Annotated in this window: 21 protein-coding genes and 1 pseudogene; 10 read left to right on the forward strand and 12 right to left on the reverse strand. The window is 64.1% G+C overall.

The genetic code is table 11. The features are described 5' to 3' along the window. Nucleotides 1-62 precede the first annotated feature (62 nt). Nucleotides 63-944, forward strand: a complete 882-nt coding sequence (locus tag NCS00_RS27590; RefSeq protein ID WP_250441522.1) for a LysR family transcriptional regulator — start codon at nt 63-65, stop codon at nt 942-944. Between the two features lie 46 nt (nt 945-990). Here NCS00_RS27590 and NCS00_RS27595 read toward each other — a convergent pair whose 3' ends face one another. Continuing rightward, nucleotides 991-1,920: a LysR family transcriptional regulator gene (locus tag NCS00_RS27595; protein ID WP_250441523.1), complete on the reverse strand. Its 930-nt coding sequence runs from the start codon at nt 1,918-1,920 to the stop codon at nt 991-993. Nucleotides 1,921-1,977: 57 nt separating this feature from the next. Continuing rightward, nucleotides 1,978-3,225 (reverse strand): MFS transporter, encoded by a 1,248-nt coding sequence (locus NCS00_RS27600; protein ID WP_008346909.1) that lies wholly within the window; start codon nt 3,223-3,225, stop codon nt 1,978-1,980. A 238-nt stretch (nt 3,226-3,463) separates the two neighbouring features. Here NCS00_RS27600 and NCS00_RS27605 point away from each other — a divergent pair, with 238 nt between their 5' ends. Together NCS00_RS27605 and NCS00_RS27610 are read left to right on the forward strand one after the other, a co-directional pair. Next, nucleotides 3,464-3,760 (forward strand): DUF4148 domain-containing protein, encoded by a 297-nt coding sequence (locus NCS00_RS27605; protein ID WP_175981500.1) that lies wholly within the window; start codon nt 3,464-3,466, stop codon nt 3,758-3,760. Between the two features lie 50 nt (nt 3,761-3,810). After that, a complete protein-coding gene (locus NCS00_RS27610) occupies nt 3,811-4,209 on the forward strand; it encodes an FKBP-type peptidyl-prolyl cis-trans isomerase (protein ID WP_008346914.1) in 399 nt (132 codons plus the stop codon). Between the two features lie 36 nt (nt 4,210-4,245). Here NCS00_RS27610 and NCS00_RS27615 read toward each other — a convergent pair. Together NCS00_RS27615 and NCS00_RS33725 are read right to left on the reverse strand one after the other, a co-directional pair. Further along, nucleotides 4,246-4,956, reverse strand: a pseudogene (locus NCS00_RS27615) (GNAT family N-acetyltransferase); the annotation flags it as partial. Then, entirely contained in the window at nt 4,953-5,417 is a 465-nt protein-coding gene (locus tag NCS00_RS33725; protein WP_502801604.1) for a hypothetical protein, read from the reverse strand. The pseudogene NCS00_RS27615 and the gene NCS00_RS33725, both read right to left, overlap by 4 nt. Here NCS00_RS33725 and NCS00_RS27625 point away from each other — a divergent pair. Continuing rightward, the gene (locus NCS00_RS27625; RefSeq protein WP_250441558.1) at nt 5,407-5,853 is read left to right on the forward strand and encodes an SRPBCC family protein; all 447 of its coding nucleotides are present in this window, start codon (nt 5,407-5,409) and stop codon (nt 5,851-5,853) included. The two genes, NCS00_RS33725 and NCS00_RS27625, sit on opposite strands and share 11 nt — an antisense overlap. A gap of 72 nt (nt 5,854-5,925) precedes the next feature. Here the strand turns inward: NCS00_RS27625 and NCS00_RS27630 are convergent, their stop codons facing one another. The 4 genes from NCS00_RS27630 to NCS00_RS27645 all read right to left on the reverse strand — a co-directional run bounded on the left by NCS00_RS27630 (nt 5,926) and on the right by NCS00_RS27645 (nt 11,429). Then, nucleotides 5,926-7,506 carry an isocitrate lyase gene (locus NCS00_RS27630; protein ID WP_008346921.1) on the reverse strand — a complete coding sequence of 527 codons (1,581 nt, stop codon included), beginning with the start codon at nt 7,504-7,506 and terminating at the stop codon, nt 5,926-5,928. 270 nt (nt 7,507-7,776) lie between these two features. After that, a complete protein-coding gene (locus tag NCS00_RS27635) occupies nt 7,777-8,586 on the reverse strand; it encodes a DeoR/GlpR family DNA-binding transcription regulator (protein ID WP_008346923.1) in 810 nt (269 codons plus the stop codon). Between the two features lie 54 nt (nt 8,587-8,640). After that, a complete protein-coding gene (locus NCS00_RS27640; RefSeq protein ID WP_175981496.1) occupies nt 8,641-9,990 on the reverse strand; it encodes a GntT/GntP/DsdX family permease in 1,350 nt (449 codons plus the stop codon). A gap of 59 nt (nt 9,991-10,049) precedes the next feature. Continuing rightward, nucleotides 10,050-11,429 (reverse strand): homoserine dehydrogenase, encoded by a 1,380-nt coding sequence (locus NCS00_RS27645; RefSeq protein WP_250441524.1) that lies wholly within the window; start codon nt 11,427-11,429, stop codon nt 10,050-10,052. A 186-nt stretch (nt 11,430-11,615) separates the two neighbouring features. On the opposite strand from NCS00_RS27645, the gene otnK reads away from it, so the two are divergent. Next, complete coding sequence (gene otnK / locus NCS00_RS27650; RefSeq protein ID WP_034470207.1) at nt 11,616-12,917, forward strand: 3-oxo-tetronate kinase; 1,302 nt, start codon at nt 11,616-11,618, stop codon at nt 12,915-12,917. Then, nucleotides 12,917-13,552, forward strand: a complete 636-nt coding sequence (gene otnC / locus NCS00_RS27655; protein ID WP_008346930.1) for a 3-oxo-tetronate 4-phosphate decarboxylase — start codon at nt 12,917-12,919, stop codon at nt 13,550-13,552. Before otnK ends, otnC begins: the two co-directional genes overlap by 1 nt. Nucleotides 13,553-13,684: 132 nt before the next feature. On the opposite strand, the gene NCS00_RS27660 is transcribed toward otnC, so the two are convergent. After that, a complete protein-coding gene (locus NCS00_RS27660; RefSeq protein ID WP_250437389.1) occupies nt 13,685-14,470 on the reverse strand; it encodes an IclR family transcriptional regulator in 786 nt (261 codons plus the stop codon). Nucleotides 14,471-14,658: 188 nt separating this feature from the next. On the opposite strand from NCS00_RS27660, the gene NCS00_RS27665 reads away from it, so the two are divergent. Together NCS00_RS27665 and NCS00_RS27670 are read left to right on the forward strand one after the other, a co-directional pair. Next, a complete protein-coding gene (locus NCS00_RS27665) occupies nt 14,659-15,942 on the forward strand; it encodes an MFS transporter (protein WP_250441559.1) in 1,284 nt (427 codons plus the stop codon). A 4-nt stretch (nt 15,943-15,946) separates the two neighbouring features. Beyond that, entirely contained in the window at nt 15,947-16,393 is a 447-nt protein-coding gene (locus tag NCS00_RS27670; RefSeq protein WP_008346936.1) for a type II 3-dehydroquinate dehydratase, read from the forward strand. Here the strand turns inward: NCS00_RS27670 and NCS00_RS27675 are convergent. Together NCS00_RS27675 and NCS00_RS27680 are read right to left on the reverse strand one after the other, a co-directional pair. Then, the gene (locus NCS00_RS27675; protein ID WP_175981487.1) at nt 16,384-16,890 is read right to left on the reverse strand and encodes an NUDIX domain-containing protein; all 507 of its coding nucleotides are present in this window, start codon (nt 16,888-16,890) and stop codon (nt 16,384-16,386) included. The two genes, NCS00_RS27670 and NCS00_RS27675, sit on opposite strands and share 10 nt — an antisense overlap. A 56-nt stretch (nt 16,891-16,946) precedes the next feature. Next, on the reverse strand, nt 16,947-18,494 hold the full coding sequence (locus NCS00_RS27680; protein WP_250441525.1) for a methyl-accepting chemotaxis protein: 1,548 nt from the start codon (nt 18,492-18,494) through the stop codon (nt 16,947-16,949). Nucleotides 18,495-18,697: 203 nt separating this feature from the next. Here NCS00_RS27680 and NCS00_RS27685 point away from each other — a divergent pair, with 203 nt between their 5' ends. After that, entirely contained in the window at nt 18,698-18,967 is a 270-nt protein-coding gene (locus NCS00_RS27685; RefSeq protein ID WP_152563169.1) for a hypothetical protein, read from the forward strand. Between the two features lie 133 nt (nt 18,968-19,100). After that, nucleotides 19,101-19,988, forward strand: a complete 888-nt coding sequence (locus NCS00_RS27690) for a PTS sugar transporter subunit IIA (RefSeq protein WP_250441526.1) — start codon at nt 19,101-19,103, stop codon at nt 19,986-19,988. Nucleotides 19,989-20,002: 14 nt separating this feature from the next. On the opposite strand, the gene NCS00_RS27695 is transcribed toward NCS00_RS27690, so the two are convergent. Further along, a complete protein-coding gene (locus NCS00_RS27695; RefSeq protein ID WP_250441527.1) occupies nt 20,003-20,461 on the reverse strand; it encodes a septal ring lytic transglycosylase RlpA family protein in 459 nt (152 codons plus the stop codon). Between the last annotated feature and the right edge of the window lie 65 nt (nt 20,462-20,526).

Genomic DNA, 20,526 nt, shown 5'->3' on the forward strand with positions numbered 1-20,526 from the left:
GATTGCCAGCGCCCTTCGCGCGTGATAGAAGTCGATGTCCCATTCGAAGATCCATCGGGTCGATGAAACACCTTCCCAACGCACGCACGCCGCTGTTCGACCTCGACTTGCTGAAGGCCATCGTCATGGTGGCCGATTGCGGCACCTTCACCGCCGCATCCGCGCGGCTTCATTCGACGCAATCGACGATCAGCCAGAAGGTGCGCCGCCTCGAGGACATGGCGGGGCACAAGCTGCTGGAACGCGGCAGCGGCGATGTTCGCCCGACCGACGCCGGTGAAACCCTGCTCGCCTACGCGCGCCGCATGCTCGCGCTCAACGACGAAATGATCGAGGCGCTATCGGGCGCGAACGTCGGCGTGACGGTCCGGCTCGGCGTGCCGGAAGACTTCGTCGGCGGACCGACGACGCACATGCTCGCGGCCTTCAATCGCAAGCATCCGCAAGTGAAGCTCGAAGTGACGAGCGGACTGGTCCGCGATCTGAGCAACAGCTACGATCGCGGCGATCTCGATCTCGTCCTCGTGAAGCAGCGGCGCAATAGCCGCGAAGCCGTCGCTACATGGCCCGAGCAATTGCGATGGATCGACAGCGCGACGAATCCGTCGATTCAACTCGATCCGATTCCGCTCGTCGCGTTTCCGCCGCGCGGGCTGTATCGCGACGACATGACCCATGCGATCGAAAGCATCGGCCGACGCTGGCGGCTCGCGTTCATCTGTTCGAGTCTGAGCGGCATCCAGGCGGCCGTCGCCGATGGTCTGGGCATCAGCCTGCTTCCGGCGCGCGCCGTATCGCCGGGTCACGTCGTGCTGACAGCGAAGAGCGGCTTGCCCGCCATCGAGACAATGGATATCGCGCTGCTGCATCGCCCGACTGCCGATGCCGTTGTGAAGGAACTCGCGCGGGCCTTGTCGCGCATGTTCGGGCCGCAGCGTCGTTGAGCGCGTTGTTCAAGGGGCGGGCGCGAAAGGACAGTTAGTTGCATGGCTAACTAACCCATCCTCGTTCGATGAGCGGCACGTCCCACGCCGGCTCCGGACCCAGCCGCTCGGCGAGAAATTCGACCAGCGCTTTCACCTTGAGCCCTTGCCGCTGCGTCGCGGGATAGACGGCTGCGAAGTTCATCGGAGAGAGCGCGTAGTCCGGCAGAATCGGCACGAGCGAGCCATTGAGCAGCGACGCGCTCGCGACGAGCGTCGGCAGGCACACCACGCCGCCGCCCGTCAGCGCGTAGTCGTGCAGCAAGTGCACCGAATTCGAACGCACGATGCCCGGCAGTTCTAGTTCGACGACCTCGCTGCCGCGCGTCATCGTCCAGCGATTGCGCGACGGATAGCCCGAGTAAAGCGCCGTCCTGTGATCGAGCAGTTCGCGCGGATGCCGGGGCGCGCCATGTTCGTTCACGTAGGAAGGCGCGGCGCAAAAGAGCCGCCGGACGGTGAAGAGACGCCGCTCGATCAGCGATTCGGAGATCGCCGGAAAGATCTGGAACGCGACGTCGAAGCCCTCTTCGATCGGATCGACGACACGGTCGTTGACGATCACGTCGAGCTGGATGCCGGGATACCGTCGATTGAATTCGGCCAGCGATGCGCCGAAGTGACCCAGCGCGAAGCCCGGCAACATCTGAATGCGCAGCCGCCCGGTCGGTGTCGCGCGCAACTCGCGCATCTGGTCGGTCAATTCGTTGACGCGCCCCACCACTTCCGCGCAGTCTCGATAGAACGCCTCGCCGACATCGGATAGCCTGACGTGCCGCGTGCTGCGATGAAACAGCGGCACATTGAGGAATTTCTCCAACTGCTGAATGCGCGTGGTGACGACCGAACTGGCGACGCCGAGCTGCCGCGCCGCTTCCGCGAAGCTGCTGGTCTCCGCCACGCGCACGAAGGCCTCTATGCTGAGAAAACGATCCATGCTGGTCCCTTTCGAGCGTGTCCAGCATGTCAGTGTATCCGCAGCGCGCGTATGCGCTTACTCGGGCTGCTCGCCTCCGACGAGCCCCACGCCGCGCGCTTTTCCGCGCACGCGGGCGGGCGCTGTCTCTTCGAGCAGCAGGCTCACGCCGATGCCCAGAATCACCGCGCAAATCGGGAGCCACAGAATATTCTGGATTCCGAATCGTGTAGCGACGAAACCCGCGATCGCGGGCGCCACGCCGCCGCCGAAGATCTCGCCCGCGCCGACGACGATGCCGATCGCCGTCGACACCATGCCGATCGGCGCCGCTTCCGTCGCGACCGGCCCGGACAGCAGCGAAACGAGGCCGAGCGTGAAGAACGACGCCACGAACAGCACGATGAACAGAACGAGCGGCTGCGCCCCGACGCCGCGAAACACGTACAGCATGACGGCCGTGCCCGCGAAACCGGCGATGCTCGCAAGCCGCCGTCCGACGAGATCGGAGAGTCCCGGCAACGCGAACTGGCCGACGAATCCGCCAAAGCCAATCGCCGATACGACGATGCCCATGCGCTGCGTGTCGAGCGCGAGATAGTCGGTGAGGTAAAGCGGCAGCATCGCGCCGAGCACGAAGACGCCCGTCATCGCGCAGAAGAGCGCGACCATCGCGACGGGAATGTTGCGGCTCTTCAGCACGTCGCGCCAGTTGCCCTTCGCGGCCTGCTGTTGCGCAGGCGCCGACGCCGGTTCGCGAATCACGAAGAACATCAGCACGCCGAGTATCAAGCCGGGAATGGACACGAGCGCGAACACCCAGCGCCACGACACGACGTTGAGCAGTTGCGTCGCGATGATCGGCGAAAGCGCAAGCCCGAAGAGCGCGAATCCGCTTTGCTGCAGCCCGAGATTGAAGCCGCGCCGCTTCGGATGCGAGGCGTCGGCGGTCGCGGCGAAACTCGTCGGACAGAACGAGCCTTCGGCGACGCCCATCAGCGAGCGCACGGCGAGCAGGCTGGCGAGGCCGCCCGCGACGCCCGAAAATCCGGATAGCAGCGAAAACGCGATGATCGCGGGAATCAGCACTTTGCGACGTCCGATCTTGTCGGAGATGCCGCCCATCAGCGCGGCGAACACGCCCCACGACAGCCCCAGTATGCCGATGCAGTTGCCGACATCCTGCGCGGTGAGATGCAGGTCCTTCATCATTGCCGGAAAGAGCGGCGCGATCAGCCATCGATCGAGGCCGACAAGGCCGAATCCGAGCGCAAGCAGCGTCACGGCTTTCCATTCGTAGGACGTATCCCACCGGTTCGAGGTCATCTTTGTCTCCTGAGTCAGAATCGCGCGCCGCGTGGTTGAAATGCGGCATCGTCGACGCAACAGAGGGTGACTCAGACGCGCTTCGAAAAGAACGGGCGAACCGCCGAATGCGTCATTCGCGATTCGCAAACAATGGCGCGGCTGCAGCGCTCGCCGGGCTGCGCGAAGCAGTTCGAGCGGATTTCCGCTCAACTAGGGATACTTCCGATAGACGCCCCGAACCGGAGGAAAACGCAACATGAAAACACTATCGATGATCCCGGCGCTCGCCATTGCGCTCGCCGGTTGTGCCGCAGGCGGCTCGCAGCCAGGCGCGCCGAATCTGAGCGCTGCGCAATGCCGCGATCTCACCGCGCTCAGAAACCACGCGCCGCTGACGCGCGAGCGCAATCTGAGCGAACTGGCCGCGCTCGAACGAGCGGGCTACGATCCGTCGAAATTTTTCGACCCGTACTATCCCGACGATCTGCATGCGGCGCAACGTCAGGTCGATATCTGGTACCGGACGGAATGCCCGGAGGCGCGGACGAATTGAGGCCAAAGGGCTGTCGATATAATGGCCCTTCCGTTCAACGAGGTTATCGCATGAAATCAGTCATCGCTCTGCTCGCCGCATCCGCCATCGCAACCACCGCGTTCGCCGCCAACACCACCGAGAAGCTGCCGTCGGGTGTCGTCGTCGAGCACCTCAAGCAAGGCACCGGCGCGCAACCCACCGCCGACGACACCGTGAGCGTCAACTATCGCGGCACGCTCGCCGACGGCACCGAATTCGACAGCTCGAGCAAGCACGGCGGCCCCGCGACCTTCCCGCTCAACCGCGTGATTCCGTGCTGGACGCAAGGCGTGCAGAAGATCAAGGTCGGCGGCAAGGCGAAGCTGACCTGCCCGGCCGCAACCGCCTACGGCAGCCGCGGCGTCGGCACGATTCCGCCGAACAGCGACCTGACGTTCGAAGTCGAACTGCTCGAGATCAAGAAGTAATCGAAGCACGCGCAATCGCGGACGATGCGCTTTCTAAGCGGCCTCGTCCCGCAATTGCGCGAGCGATGCACGCTGCCTGCCGTTCGCGTCGAAGTTATCGTCGGCGAGCCAGCGTTCGAAGCCGCGCCGGATGCGCGGCCAATCCTTATCGATGATCGCGTACCACGCCGTATCGCGATTGCGTCCCTTGTAGACGATCGCCTGCCTGAAGATGCCTTCGAACTCGAAGCCGAGCCGAAGCGCCGTCTTGCGCGAAGGCGCGTTCAGGCTGTCGCACTTCCATTCGTAGCGCCTGTAGCCCAAATCGTCGAAAACATGGCGCATCAGCAGATATTGCGCTTCCGTCGATATGCGCGTCTGCTTGAGCAGGGGCGAGAACGTGACGCTGCCCATTTCGATGACGCCATGCACAGGCTCGATCCGCATCAGCGCGAGCGTGCCGACCGCCTTGCCGCTCGCCGAATCGATGACCGTGTAATGCAGCGGATCGGCGGACGCGGCGGCTTTCGCCAGATAGTCGCGAAAGGTTTCGAAATCCGCGAACGGCCCGACGAAAAGATAAGTCCAGTCGCTGCCGTCCGGCGCGCGGCCGTAGGCATCGAAGAGATCGGCCGCGTGGCGATCCAAGTCGAGCGGCTCGATGCGGCAATGCCTGCCGTCGATGCCGATGCGCGCCGGGCGCTCACGCGTTTTCCAGTCCGTTACCGCTTCGCCGATCGGCTGCTGATATTCGTTGGTTCTCGTCATGCGTGAAGCGCTCCGTTGCGTGAAAGGGCAACTCGCAGTCTAAAAGCTCGCCCATCGAAAATCGAGCGATTCTGAAATTTCGGAATGCGGCGCGTGCCGCGAACCTCGCCTTCGGAAAACTTCGCGCATCTGTTCGATCCGCTCGTCACGACCAAGCCGCGCGGACACGGACCGGCCTCGGGCTCGCGATCACGTCGCCCATCGTCGACGGATTCGGCGCGCGGATCGCGGCTGTCAATCGTGAAGAAGGTGGCGCACAATTCACCATCGCATTCGTGGCGGCGAACGGCCGGAGCATCGACAGTGCATGAAAGCATGAACGTTTCGACGCGCTGGACACGGTCATCGAGGAACTCAAACGCAAGGAGAAACGTGATGGTCGCAAGCAGAGAAAATGAGCCCGCCCGCACGAGCAACCGCACCGCATCGGAGCGCAAGTCCGAGCGCGAGATGGTCATCACGCGAATCTTCGACGCGCCGCCGCGGCTCGTGTTCGAAGCGTGGACCACGCCCGAGCTTTTCCGGCAATGGTGGGTGCCGAAGTCGAGCGGTGCGACCCTGCTCTCGTGCGAACAGGACGTGCGTGTCGGCGGGCGCTATCGGCTGGCGTTCGCTCATCCCGAGGCATCGGCGCCCATGGCGTTCTTCGGCAGATACCTCGACGTGGTTCCGGATGCGCGCCTCGTCTGGACCAACGAGGAAAGCGACGATGGCGCCGTCACGACCGTGACCCTCGAAGAGAAGGATGGCAAGACGCTGCTTGTGTTGCACGAGCTGTATCCGTCGAAGGAAGCGCTCGACGTCGCCATCGAGGGAATGGACGAAGCAATGCCCGAAACGTTCGAGCAACTGGACGAATTCCTGATTCAGCGCGGCGCGTTCCCCGGTAGGTCTTGATGAACGCAAATATGGCCCGATCAGCGCAAGCCGATCGGGCCATTTGTCATTTCGCGTGAAGTACGAGCGCGATCAGAACTGGTTCATCGTGTTGTCTTTCCCCGCCGCCTTCAAAGCCGCTTCGCCGCTGAAATACTCCTTGTGATCGTCGCCGATGTCCGAGCCGGACATGTTCTGGTGCTTCACGCACGCGATGCCCTGACGGATTTCCTTGCGCTGCACGCCCGCCACATAACCCAGCATGCCCTGGTCGCCGAAGTATTCCTTGGCGAGATTGTCGGTCGACAGCGCGGCCGTGTGATACGTCGGCAGCGTGATCAGATGATGGAAGATGCCCGCTTCGCGCGACGCGTCGGCCTGGAAGGTGCGGATCTTTTCATCGGCGAGCTGCGCGAGTTCGGTCTGATCGTATTCCACGCTCATCAACTGGGCGCGGTCGTAGGCCGAAACATCCTTGCCCGCGGCCTTCATCGCGTCGTACGCCTGCTGGCGGAAGTTCAGCGTCCAGTTGAACGACGGGCTGTTGTTGTACACCAGCTTGGCGTTCGGAATGACCTTGCGGATCTCGCTGACCATGCCGCCGATCTGCGCGATATGCGGTTTCTCGGTTTCGATCCACAGCAGGTCGGCGCCGTTCTGCAGCGCGGTGACGCAATCCAGCACGCAGCGCGCCTCGCCCGAGCCGGCACGGAACTGGAACAGGTTGCTCGGCAGGCGCTTGGGACGCAGCAGCTTGCCGTCACGCTTGATGATGACGTCGCCATTGCCCAGTTCGTCCGCCGTCAGTTCTTCGCAATCGAGGAACGAATTGTATTGATCGCCCAGGTCGCCCGGTGTGCGCGTCACGGCAATCTGCTTGGTGAGGCCCGCGCCGAGCGAATCGGTACGCGCCACGATGATGCCGTCGTCGACACCGAGTTCCAGGAACGCGTAACGGATCGCGCGAATCTTGGCGAGGAAATCCTCGTGCGGCACGGTGACTTTCCCGTCCTGGTGACCGCACTGCTTCTCGTCGGACACCTGATTTTCGATCTGGATGCAGCACGCGCCCGCTTCGATGAACTGCTTGGCAAGCAGGTACGTCGCTTCCGCGTTGCCGAAACCCGCGTCGATGTCGGCGATGATCGGCACGACGTGCGTCACGTGGTTGTCGATCTTTTCCTGAATGGCGGCCTTGGCAGCGCCTTCAGCCGCATCGAGCTGACGGAACAGGCCGCCGAGCTCACGCGCGTCGGCCTGGCGCAGGAACGTGTACAACTCGCGGATCAGCGCGCTGACCGAGGTTTTTTCGTGCATCGACTGATCCGGCAGCGGACCGAACTCGGAGCGCAGCGCGGCGACCATCCAGCCGGACAGATAAAGGTAACGGCGCTCGGTGCTGTTGAAGTGCTTCTTGATGGAGATCATCTTCTGCTGGCCGATGAATCCGTGCCAGCAACCGAGCGACTGCGTGTACTTCGACGGGTCGGCGTCGTAGGCGGCCATGTCGGCACGCATGATTTTCGCCGTGTACTTCGCGATGTCGAGGCCCGTCTTGAACTTGTTCTGCGCACGCATGCGCGCGGCATATTCGGGATTGATGGCACTCCACGCGCTGCCGTGATTCTCCTTCAAACCGGCAACTGCCTTGATGTCGTCTTGATACTGGGCCATGTGACTCTCCTAAGAACAAAGCGCGTTAGATGAATAGTCGAAGCGAAACCGCATGACTACATGGTAACGCCGTTTCTTCGCTGGCAAGCCAAGTCTTATATAAGACACAAGACAGCATTTATCCTTTCATATCAACGAGATAGCCGACCGTTTTTGCGATGCAAAACACGCTTTCAAGCCGCGAAAAGTCCAAGCGCCGCACGCGCGACGCGTGTCCCGCGATGTGAAACGCGCTTTCGAAAAATGGATGCGTGCGGCGAGCCGCCGGGATCACTCGACCGCGGCCAGCGCCAGATCGATTCCCGATTGACGGATGCCCGTTGCGGCAGCCGGGGCGAGGCCATCGTCGGTGATGACCTGATCGAAGCTTTCGAGACTCGCTACCTTGTATAGCCCGACCGTGCCGTATTTCGAACTCGCGACCGTGAGCACGTTGCGCGAGGCGGCTTCCATCGCAGCGAGCTTGACTTCGACTTTCGGCGCGGAAGGCGTGGTCACGCCACGGCGCAAGTCCCACGAACTCGCCGAGATGAACGCGACGTCGAGCACGACCTGGCGCAGCGTCGCCGCCGCGAGCGTGCCGACGCTCGAAAGGTTCCGGTGATCGAGCTGTCCGCCGATGTGTATGACGTTCACATGCGTCGCGCTGGCGAGTTCGCGCACGATCTGGAAGTCGTTGGTCACGACCGTCATGTCCGACAGCTCGACGATATGCGGCACGAACGACAGCATGGTCGTGCCGGCATCGAGATAGATCGACATGCCGGAGCGCAGACCTTCTGCGGCGCGGCGCGCGATGGCCTGCTTCTGCGGCTGTTCGACGACCGCCTTCGACTGATGGCTCGGCTCGCTGTTCAGATGACTCGCGATCCGCACGCCGCCCGGCACCGTATAGACGAATCCGGCTTCCTCGAGTGCGGCGATATCGCGCCGCACCGTCATGTGCGAACAGTTGAACGATTCCATCAGCTGATGCACCGACAGCACCTTGTCCCGGCGCAACTGGCGCAGCATGGCCTCGCGCCGCTGATCGGGAATCAGCGGGACATCGGATGCATCGGGTTTGGCCTGGCTCGACATGAGAAAACCTTCATTAAGCGCCCCGGCGCGCGGGCTCGCCGGGGGTCGCTTATCTTAGCCGATGAACATGTTGATGAGCAGCACCCCCGCGAGCCCGACCAGCGACTGCACGCACAGCATCAGCGTCCACGTCCGCAGGGTCTGCGAGACCGTCAGCTGGAAATACTCCTTGAAAAGCCAGAAGCCGGAGTCGTTCACATGCGACAGCATCACCGCGCCGGATGCGGTCGCGAGCACCATCAGTTCCGGCGAGACGCCCGGATGCGACACCAGCAGCGGCGCGACGATGCCCGAAGCCGCCACCGTCGCGACCGTCGCCGAGCCGACGCACACGCGCAGCAGCGCGGCGATCACCCATGCCAGCACGAGCGGGCTCACGGCCCAGCTCGCCGTGTGCGTGACGATGATGGTGTCCAGATGGATCGATGTCAGCATCTGCTTGAAGCCGCCGCCCGCGCCGAGAATCAGCAGGATCGCCGAGAGCGGCGCGATGCCCTTGCCGATCATCTTCTGCATGTCCGCGAGCGGGAATCGCGCCTTGATGCCGAGCGCGAAGAACGCGAAGATCACCGCGGCAAGCAGCGACAGGATCGGATCGTTGAGCGACTGGAAGAACACGTATTGCCCGGTGCCCTTCGTGCTGTAGTCCATCCCGACGGTGCCCGCGAGCATCAGTCCGGGCGGAATCAGCAGGCACAGCACGGACAGCGCGAGCGACACGTCGGTGGCGTTCTCCGCATCGGTGCGCGTGCCGCCGGGGCCCTTCGAAAGATCGGGCGCCGGGCCGAAGCTGCGTCGCGCGAACGCGGTGAAGAGCGGACCGGTAATCACCGCCGCCGGAATCGCGATGATGAGACCGTAAAGCAGCGTGAGGCCGGTGTTGGCGTGATACGCGGTCACGGCGAGCGTCGGCGCCGGATGCGGCGGCAGCAGACCGTGCGACACGTAAAGGCCGGCGGCGAGCGGCAAGCCGATATACAGCAGATGGCTGCCGGTGCGCCGCGCGATCGTATAGACGAGCGGCGCGAGCATGATGAAGCTCACGTCGAACAGATGCGGCATGCCGATCAAGAGCGCCGCCGCGCAGACCGTCCACGGCGCGAGCCACAACGGCCGCTTGCCGACGAACGCATTCGCGATGCGGTCCGCGCCGCCCGTGCCGATCATGATGCCGCCCAGCACCGCGCCCAGACCCACGACCGGCCCGGTGCGCGCCAGCGCGCCGCCGAAGCCCTTCGTGAAGCTGTCGATCGCGTGCTCCGGCGTCACGCCCGCCGCGAGCCCGAGTCCGAGCGCGACCAGCGTCAGCGCGATGAACGGACTCAGCCTGTATCGCGCGATCAAAACGATCAGCACGACAATCGCGATCACAGCCATCGTGATCGTCCCGAATTCTCCCCGCATGGTGTCCCCTTCCTGATTCAGTGTTCGAATGATTTCGTCGTTATCGGAACGTGCGGCGCTCAGGCGCAGCCCGTCGTCCATGCGCTCAACAGCGCTTCGTCGGGGTTGTACAGATCGGCGATCGTGATGAGTTCGCCCGCCTTCACATCGCGTGCGAGCGTCGTGTGAGCCGCGAGATACAGCGGCGCGACATCGGCGGGGGCGTTCCTGCGATCGAGCAGCACGGCCTGCACGCCGGTCACGTCGTGATGATGGCCGCCCATGTGGAGCACCGTGCCCGCGGCGATATCCACGTTCGCGCGGCCCGCCAGCACGACGCATTGCGCCGGCTTCGCCGCGCCCGACGGACGCCCGTGCAGCACCGCGTCGAGCAGCGTGATCGGCGTCTCGACGCCCATGAAGTGATACGGCAGATACAGGCACGCGTAGCGGCCGTTGCGGCTCACGACGTGGCCCTTTTGCGCGAGCAGTTCCCACGTCGGCGCATCGAAGGTACGCACGACGACGAACACGCCGCCCGCGAAGCTCGCCTCGTCGGGACGGCGCAGCATGTTGAACACGTCGATGACGCCCGAGCGCGACAGCACGCCGCCGTCTTCGCGCAGCGCGTAGATGTCGGCAAGTTCGGTCGTGCGCGCGACCGGGTAATGCAGCAGTTCGACGTCGGATACGAGGTTCGTGTTCGTCGCGACGACGCTCATCTCGCAGTAATCCGCCGTCGCCGATGTCTTGCGGCCGCGCAGCGCTTCGCGGCGCGCGGCGAGCGTCGCGGGAATGTCGTCGCCGAGCGACATGAGGCCGGCGAGTTCCGGCGCTTCGAACGTCTGATCGAGCTGTGTGACCTTGCCGGTCGCATCGTCGAACACGAGGTCGTATTCGCTCGACTTGCCCGCCGCGATGACATCGAGCCCCAGCACGCGCGCCCACGTCACCCAGCCGATCAGGTTCGACGGCTGATCGCCGTCCGCCGTCGTGTAGACGACGCCCTGGCGCTGGGCGAGCCGCGCGAGCGACACGCCCGCGACCGAATCGACTTCCTTGCTGACCATCGCGACGTGGCGCTTCGCGATGAGCGCCGCGACCGCCACGCGATAGCCCACCGACGGATTGCCGGTCGCTTCGACGAGGATGTCGTACTGCGCCGAGGCGACCAGCGCGACGTCGGCGACGAGCGCGATCTTGCCGGCGTCGAGCGCGGCGACGCTCGCGGCATCGGCGCATTCGACGAGCGCGGCTTCATCGAAACCCAGCTCGATGCACATCGCGCGCAACCCGGCGACGTCGAGATCGCACAGGACCGCCGGAAAGAGGCGCGCCATCAGCCGCGTCTGCGCGAGCAGCGTGCGGGCGAAACCGCCCTTCGCGCCGGTCAGCGCGTAACGCACCGGCTGGCCCGCGTGCGCCGACGAAGCCGGGGAAAACAGAAGTTCGAAGTTCATCTTGGGATCCGCGCAAAAAAGCGTTGCCGACGCACGTTAGCCGGCGAACGGGGTGACAGGTCGCGGACACAGCCCGCGCCCAATGGAGCAGACGTTAACGCTCTTTATCATTACAGTCAATTTTTTTAACATCGATTAACACGGAATGTTCACTGCGCCGTACAATCGGCCGCCGGAGGGAACACCATGCAAACAAGCCATCGCCGTCCCGTTCTGGGATGCATCGCCGACGATTTCACCGGCGCCACCGACCTCGCCAGCACGCTGGTGCGCGGCGGCATGCGTACGATCCAGACCATCGGCGTGCCAGCATCCGCCGTGCTCGACGATGTCGACGCGCTCGTCGTCGCGCTCAAATCGCGCACCATCGCTGCGGACGACGCCATCGCGCAGTCGCTCGCCGCGCTCGACTGGCTGCGCGGCCAGGGCTGCCGTCGGTTTTTCTTCAAGTACTGCTCGACCTTCGATTCGACCGATGCGGGCAACATCGGACCGGTTGCCGAGGCGCTGCTCGATGCGCTCGCCGACGGCGGCGAAGGCGACTTCGCGATCGCCTGCCCGGCGTTTCCGGAGAACGGGCGCACCGTGTATCGCGGACATCTGTTCGTCGGCGATGCGCTGCTCAACGAATCCGGCATGGAGAACCATCCGCTCACGCCGATGCGCGATCCCAACCTCGTGCGCGTGCTGCAGCGTCAGTCGAAGTCGACAGTCGGCCTGATCGCGAGCGCGACGGTCGCGGCGGGCGCCGATGCCGTGCGCGACGCGATCGCGAAGCTGCGCGCCGACGGCGTGCGCCTCGCCATCGCCGATGCGCTCACCGATGCCGACCTGCGCACGCTCGGCGAAGCGTGCGCTGAGTTGCCGCTCGTCACGGGCGGCTCGGGCGTCGCCATCGGATTGCCGGAAAATTTCCGCCGCGCGGGACTGATCGAGCCGAACGACAAGGCCGCCGATCTTCCGGCCGTCAGCGGCCCGGCGCTCGTTCTGGCAGGCAGCGCGTCGAAGGCAACCAACGCGCAGGTCGCGGAATGGCTCGAGACGCGCCCCGCGTACCGCATCGATCCGCGTGCGCTCGCGCGTGGCGAAGCCGTCGTCGAGGCAGCGCTCGCTTTCATCGATACTCACGCGACGCAGCCGGTGCTGGTCTATGCGACCGCCGCGCCCGACGAAGTGAGCGAAGTGCAACGCGAGCTGGGCGTCGCGGCGGCGGGCAAGCTCGTCGAGGATGCGCTCGCCGCCATCGCCCGCGAGGCGAAGGCGCGCGGCGTGCGCAAGTTCGTGGTGGCGGGCGGCGAGACCTCGGGCGCGGTGGTGCAGGCGCTCGGCGTCGACATGCTGCAGATCGGACCGCCGATCGATCCGGGCGTGCCCGTCACGGTCGCGCTCGGCGAGACGCCGCTCGTGCTCGCGCTCAAGTCGGGCAACTTCGGCGCACGCGATTTCTTCGCGAAGGCCCTGCGCTATGCCGAAGGAGAACGTTCGTGATGACCGACGCGAAATTGCGCGAGGAAATCTGCGCGGTCGGCGCGAGCCTCTATGCGCGCGGCTATACCGTGGGCAGCGCGGGCAATATCAGCGCGCGCTGCGACGATGGCTGGCTCATCACGCCGACCGACGCCTGTCTCGGGCGGCTCGATCCGGCGGACATCGCGAAGGTCGATGCGCAAGGCCGGCATGTGTCGGGCGCGCGGCCATCGAAGACGCTGGAACTGCATCGCCGAATCTACGAAAACAACGCCGACACGCGCGGCATCGTGCATACGCATTCCACTTCGCTCGTCGCGCTGACGCTCGCGGGCGTATGGAGCGATGAAGACGTGCTGCCGCCCATCACGCCGTACTACGTGATGAAGGTCGGGCATGTGCCGCTCGTGCGATACCGGCGTCCGGGCGACCCGCAGGTGGCCGCGGAAATCGCGCGGCGTGCGTCGTCCGTGCGGGCCGTATTGCTCGAACGGCTCGGGCCGGTAGTGTGGGAACGCAGCGTCTCGCACGCTTCGTATGCGCTCGAGGAACTCGAAGAAACCGCGCGTCTGTGGCTCATGACGACGCCGCGTCCCGCTCCGCTGGATCAGTCCGCCATCGCTGACTTGTGCGCGGCTTTTGGCGTGCGCTGGTAGCGGCGCAGCAAGCGAATCGGTGAGATGTGCGTTCGATCGTCGACAGAACGCCGTCGCGATCAGAACTTGTGCACCAGGCCGATCCCGATGCCGCGCGAGTCGCTGCCGGGCGCGACGGAAAGGGCCGAACGCTCATCCCTTGCCGAGCGGCGGCCGGCTCGGAAATCCCGCGAGATTGCTCAACTGGGCCAGCTCATTGGAAGCTTCGAGCAGCAGGACCGAATACTCGTGAATCTTCTCGGCGGTCAGCCGCACGCGCGGACCGGCGAGGCTGATCACGCCGACGCAGCGCGAGCCGCTGACCACAGGCACGGCCACCGCCGACATGCGCGGCGCAAACACCTCGTCGATCATCGCGTAGCCACGCACGCGCGCCGCGTGCAGGAAACCGAGTAGCGCCTTGAGCGTCGTCGGCGCATTGGGTCCGAACTCGTTCGGCTGCCCGAAGCCCTGCTTCAGCACGAGCGCGGCCGCGCGTTCGTCGGACATCGTCATGAGCCATGCGTGTCCGGTCGATGTGCACGAAAGCTGCGCTGCCTGGCCCATGTCGGGATCGTAGCGAAAGCCGGTGCGTTGCCCGTCCGCCTTCCCTACCCAGATGATCGCTTCACCGTCCACCAGCGACAGACGCGCCAGTTCGCCGGTCCGCGCGGCGACGCGTTCGATGATCGGCTGGGCGATATCCGCGATGCCCGTGAGACTCAGGAATTCCAGCCCGTTCGATGTCATCCGCATGGTCAGGATGTAGCGGCCCTGATCGGCCATCTGCCTGACATAGCCGCCTTCGACGAGCTCGACGAGCACGCGGTGGCATGTGCTGCGCGGCAAGCCGAGCGCATCGGCGATGGCCAAAAGGCCTGCGCCTTCGCCTTGCGACGCGAGAAAGTCGAGGACACGCAGACCGTTTTTCAGCGACATCGTTTGGCTACTTTCGTGATATGAAACGCAGTTCCGGTGCGGAACGCCTCGCTTTGGCAGCGCAAACAATAGCATCTGTTCGTCACCAGAAACGAACGTTTGAAGATACCGAAAACTCAGGAGACGTCATGTCAGTCATCGCTGACCCAAACATTGCCGCGAGCGAACGATCCGCACAGGCTCACTTGATGGCGCGTCGCGCCGTGGCGGGCGCCACCGTCGGTACGGCGCTGGAATGGTTCGACTTCGCGTTGTACGGCGTGGTCGCGGCCACGATCTTTCCCAAGCTGTTCTTCCCGTCCCTCGACCCGACCGCCTCACTGCTCGCATCGCTCGCGAGCTTCTGGGCCGGGCTTGCCGCGCGGCCCCTCGGCGCGGTGATCTGCGGCATGCTCGGCGATCGCTGGGGACGCCGCAACCTCATGCTGATAACGGTCTCGGTGATGGGCGCGTCGTCGTTCCTGATGGGACTGCTGCCCACTTATCAGCAAGTCGGCATCCTCGCGCCCACGTTGCTGGTCTCGTTGCGCATCGTTCAGGGTTTCGCGCTCGGCGGGGAATCGACGGGCGCGCAGTTGATGGCCGTCGAACACGCATCCGCTTCGAAGCGCGGGCTGTATTCGGGCCTGCTCGGCATTTGCTCGCCGCTCAGCCAGATACTCGCCAATCTCGCGCTCTTCACGTTGTCCGCCTTGCTTTCGGCCGATGACTTCGAATCGTTCGGATGGAGAATCCCGTTCCTCGCGAGTTTCGTGCTCGTGCTGCTCGGCATCTATATCCGCATGAAGGTCAGCGAGACGCCGGCATTCGAGGCGCTCAGGAAGAAAGGCGAAGGCGCGCGCGCCGCGAATCCGCTCGGCGTCGTATTCAAGTTCCACTGGCGCACCGCGCTGCGCCTCACGCTGTTCTTCTGCGGCCCGGCTGCGCTGTTCTATCTGATCGTGGTGTTCTCGCTCAGCTATCTGACGAAGAACCTCGGCGTGCCCAAACAGACCGGCTTCATGCTGCTGATGGTCGCCAATGTCTGCGCCATCGTGGGCGCTCTGGCGGGCGGCTATCTGAGCGACCGGATCGGGCGCAAGCGCGCGCTGATGATCGGCTCCTTCTGCACGCTGATCTGCTGCCTGATCTACTTTCCGATCCTCAATCAGCACTCCATCGCCATGACGATGGCCGTGATGGGCGCCTTCCTCGGCTTCACACAGTTCCAGAGCGGCATTCAGCCGGTGTGGTTCGCAGAATCGTTTCCGACCGAAGCGCGCTACACGGGCTCCGCGCTGTCCTACTCCGGCGCCAATCTGCTCACCGGCGGACCGATGCCGATCGTCGCGGTCGCGCTGCTCAATGCCTTTCACGGTTCACCGTGGGCCATCGTCGCTGTCTGCGGCTCGCTGAACCTGCTTTCCTTCCTCATGATCGCGACGTCGCGGGAAACCAAAGACACGTCCCTCGAATGCAGCGCTACCCACTGACACCATGGCTCGCAAACTCTACATTCTCAACGGCTCCAATCTGAACATGCTCGGCGCACGGGAGCCGCACATCTACGGGCATACGACGCTAAAGGACATCGAACAGAACTGTCTCGCGCTCGGCGAGACGCTCAAGTTCGACTGCGTATTCCGTCAGACCAACAGCGAAAGTCAACTGATCGACTGGATTCAGGAGGCGTTCTTGCAGGACGCCGCGCTGATCATCAACCCGGCAGGTTTTTCGTTCGGGCGGATTCCGGTGCTCGACGCGGTCAAGCTGATTCGCCGGCCGGTGGTGGAAGTGCACATCACGAACATTCATCGGCGCTCAGAGGAGTATCGCCATTCGACGATCTCGGTGGCCGCCACCGCGGTCATCTGCGGAGCCGGCGCGAACGGCTACTTGCTCGCGATCCGCGCGGTCGACGACCTCTGGGGCGATCAAAGCTGAGTCTCGCAATACGCGGCCGCTGCGTCCGTCAACGCAAGGCCGCGCAATTCTTCCGGCGACGCCCAATGCACGGCGATGATCTCGCGATTATCGAGCCGCAATTCGGGCATCGCATCGAGATGCAGCTCGAAGAAATGCACGGTGTCGCGCCGCCCGTCCCATATGCCGCACGCGCTGCCCGCAGGGCGTAGCGGATGCGACGTGAGGCCGATCTCTTCTTCGAGTTCGCGCAGCGCCGCGGCATGAGGCGTCTCGCCCGGGTCGATACTTCCGCCGGGCAAGTTCCATTCGAGCCGATACGACGGCTTCACCAGGAGGAGCATCGATCCGACGTAGATCGCCACGAGCGCGCCTTCGTGCTCAGGCTGTCGAAGGCTCCACCACGCGCGCGCGAGCCGGAACGCGACGCGAAGCATCACGCGCCAGACAGAGTCGATCAGCGTGGCCGGCCGCGCCTGGTCGTGATTGCGCGTGGGGGCTCGCTCCTTTCGTTGCATCGTCAGAGAGTCTTTCCGTTTCGTTGCGTTCATGCGGCACAGTTTATCGCGCGTGCTCATGCAGCCTGAACCGCGTCACCGCGCAATCTGAACACCGCCACCGCGTCACGCAGCGACGCGGACTGTTCCGCCAGCGCGTGCGCGGCCGCGGACGCCTGCTCGACCAGCGCGGCATTCTGCTGCGTGACTTCGTCCATTTGCGTCACGGCCAGATTGACTTGCTCGATGCCGCTGCGCTGCTCTTCCGACGCCGCCGAAATCTCGCCGACGACGCCCGTCACGCGTTGCACCGAACCGACGATATCGGCGATGATCGCGCCCGCATCGCGCACCAGCGCCGCGCCGGTTTCGACGCGGCCCGTCGACTGTTCGATCAGCACCTTGATCTCCTTCGCCGCCGACGCGCTGCGTTGCGCGAGCGAGCGAACTTCGGCCGCGACGACCGCAAAGCCGCGCCCTTCCTCGCCGGCGCGCGCTGCTTCCACGGCCGCGTTCAACGCGAGGATGTTGGTCTGGAACGCGATGGCATCGATGACGGCGATGATCTCGCTCACCTTGCCCGAGCTTTCGGAGATGCCTTGCATGGTCTCGATGACCTGCTCCATCGTGTCGCCACCGGACGCAGCGGTTTGCCATGCGGTTTGCGCGAGCGACGACGCAGCGGCCGCGTGCTCCGCGTTCTGCCGCACGGTCGCCGTGATTTCTTCCATGCTGGCCGCGGTTTCCTGCAGCGATGCGGCCTGTTCCTCGGTACGCGAGGACAGATCGAGATTGCCCGATGCGATCTGCGCGCTCGCGGTCGCGACGCCTTCCGCGTTATGACGCACCTGCCCGACCACCTTCGCGAGACTCGTCTGCATGTGCTTGAGCGCGACGAGCAGTTCCGCGATTTCGTCCTTGCCGCGCGCATCGAACTCGAGCGACAGATCGCCCGTTGCAACAGCCTGCGCGCAGCCCAGCGCACGATTGAGCGGACGCGACACGCTGCGGCTGAACACATATCCGCCGATGAGCGCGAGCGCCAGCACGACGAGCATCAACGCGATGCTCGCGAACGATGCCTGCCGCGCATCGGCGTCGGCTTGCGCGGAGACGCGGGCGCTGTCGGCGGCGATTTTCCTCGCGGCCTGTTCGAGCAGCTCGGCCGGTTCACGGTCGACGCCTGCAACTGCGCTATCCCCGGCAGATGCCTCGAATCCCGCCGACTTGAACGCTTCGAAGCCGCGCCGGTATCCCGTGCCCATCGCGAGGTGCGCGGACGCGAATCGCTCGATCAGATCGCGGCTTTCTCCTGCGGGCAGCGTGCGCTTGAGTTCGTCCGCGAGCTTGTTGACGGTGCGCTCGCGGGTTTCGAAAGCGCTCCAGTACTTCTGCAGCTTCTGCGGATCCTTGCCGCGCAGGAGCGTGTCCTTCCACTCCTGCACCTGCAGCTTGAACGTGACGAGCATCTCCGAAACCATGCGCTCGCTGGCGACGTTGGCCGCGACTTCGGTGCGGTACGCGTCGATGGAGCCGTTGAGCGCGAAAATGCCATAGAGGGCGCCGGCGAACATCAAAACGAGCGCGGCGGCGAATACGAGGGGAATCTTGAGACTGAGTTTCATCGGGAAAGTGTGGATAGACGCTGCGAGCGCTTTGGGACGCGGATCGCTGGTTTATCGGCAACCCCGGCCGGAACTGGAGGGCGGCGAGCCCGAAAAACGCCATGAGCCGCCCGTTTGGGATCAGTTACGGACGGCCATTCCATCGACGAACCGGGCTATTCTGAAATGGCGCTTTGGCCCCCGCCTCGGCGCGCTCGCAACGCATGGCCCGCCCTCTCTCACGGCGGGCTTTTTCTCGTATCGGTGACAGATTGAGCAAAGAATTGACGGTAATCGACCGCCATATTCAAGACTGCAAGGGGATGATCGCCCGGCAGCAGACGCGCCTCGCAAAGCAAAGGCAACTCGGACGCGAAGATCAGTCTTCCGCGTATCTTCTACGCTGCCTGCAACATAACCTGCATGCACTGATCGGCGCGCGCGTCGCGTTTTGCTCTTCCGACGTGCGCGATTTGTCCCTTCCGTCCCTCTGATCACGATGCAAAGCGCCGTGAGCGCTTCATACGAGTCTCGCTCTCCACACGCCTGAGCATTTTTACGTCGTCTTCATGTGCGCGGGTTTATGCTGAAGTGCTTGCTTCGCCACGCGTCCGTAAAGGAGTCGACATGGTCAGCGCGCTGTCAGCCTTCATCGCGCGATTGGGCTTCGCGAGAACCGCGCCGGGCCGCGTCGCGCCATTCGGCGAGAGCCGTCATGTGATGGTTCACGTGACCATCGACGCAAAACATGCCACGCCGCTGCGCCGCTCGCTCGTGCGCGACTGCGTGGGCGAACCGTGGACGATACGCGTCACGCCACTGCACGAACGCGATCGCGTCCGGCTCACGCTGATCCTGCCGCGAACGGCCCTTCACGGCGCGATCGATCGTCTGTCCGACGTCGCGCCATCGGCAAAAGTAAGCGGCTTGCTCGAAGTTCCGGACACGCCTTCCGATGCCTGGCGCAACCTCATGGAACGCAGCGTTTCGATCGGCGGTGATTCGGCGGCGCATATCGTCAAGCCGCGCGACGAACCGACTTCGCTATCCGGCCTGCTGACGCCGGAGCACATATTGCTCGGCGCGGATATCGCGAATCGGGACGCGCTTTTCAGCACGATCGGGCGCTTCGTCGACGATCGATATGGATTCGCGGCGGATCAAGTCACGTCATGCCTCGCGGCCCGCGAGGCGCTCGGTTCGACCGCGCTTGGCGAAGGCGTTGCCGTCCCGCACGGACAACTCGAAGAAGTGAATCAGGCGATGGCGCTGTATATCCGCCCCGCAGCGCCGATTCCCTACGCCGCGCCCGATGGAAAGCCCGTAACGGATGTGATCGCCCTCTTCGTTCCCGAGCGCGTGAGCATGACGCATCTGCATTTGCTCGGTGAAGTCGCGGAGCACTTTTGCGATCATCGGTTCCGCGAGCAACTTCATCTCTGCCGCAATGCGACTGCGGTATGCAGGCTTTTCGCGGATTTCCCCGTCAGCGGACCCGCGCGAAGCGCGACGTGATTTATTTCGCCATCCTACTTTTCTTCCGCCTGCGGAACTTCGATCGGCTTTACTTCGACGGGTGCGGTGCCATCCTTTTTGATCCCGAGCTTGTCCGCCGTCTTCGGCGATACATCCACGATCCGGTTCTTCGCATAAGGACCGCGGTCCTTGATCTCGACGACATCGCTGTTGCCGTTCTCGAGATTCGTGACGCGCGCCTTGGTGCCGAGCGGAAGGGTCTTGCTCGCGGCCGCGTTGGACTGCGGATCCATGTGTGTGCCATCGGCCATTTTTTTCTTGTAGAACTTGCGGCCGTAGTACGAAGCCTCGCCCTTGCGCGGCTTGCCTGAGCGATCGATCCCGCTTGCATGCGCGGACTTCGCCTTGGCGTGATGACGATGATGATTCGGCGATGCCGTCTCGTGCGCCGCATAAGCGCTGCTCAAACACGTCGACATCAACACGCATACGAATGCCCGAAGCCGCTTCATGTTCTTATCCTCTCGAATCCGATGTCCCGACTTTGCATCGGCGTAGCAGACTTCGGACCGTTTCC

This window comes from Caballeronia sp. AZ1_KS37 (assembly GCF_023631165.1).
GTDB classification, from domain to species: domain Bacteria; phylum Pseudomonadota; class Gammaproteobacteria; order Burkholderiales; family Burkholderiaceae; genus Caballeronia; species Caballeronia zhejiangensis.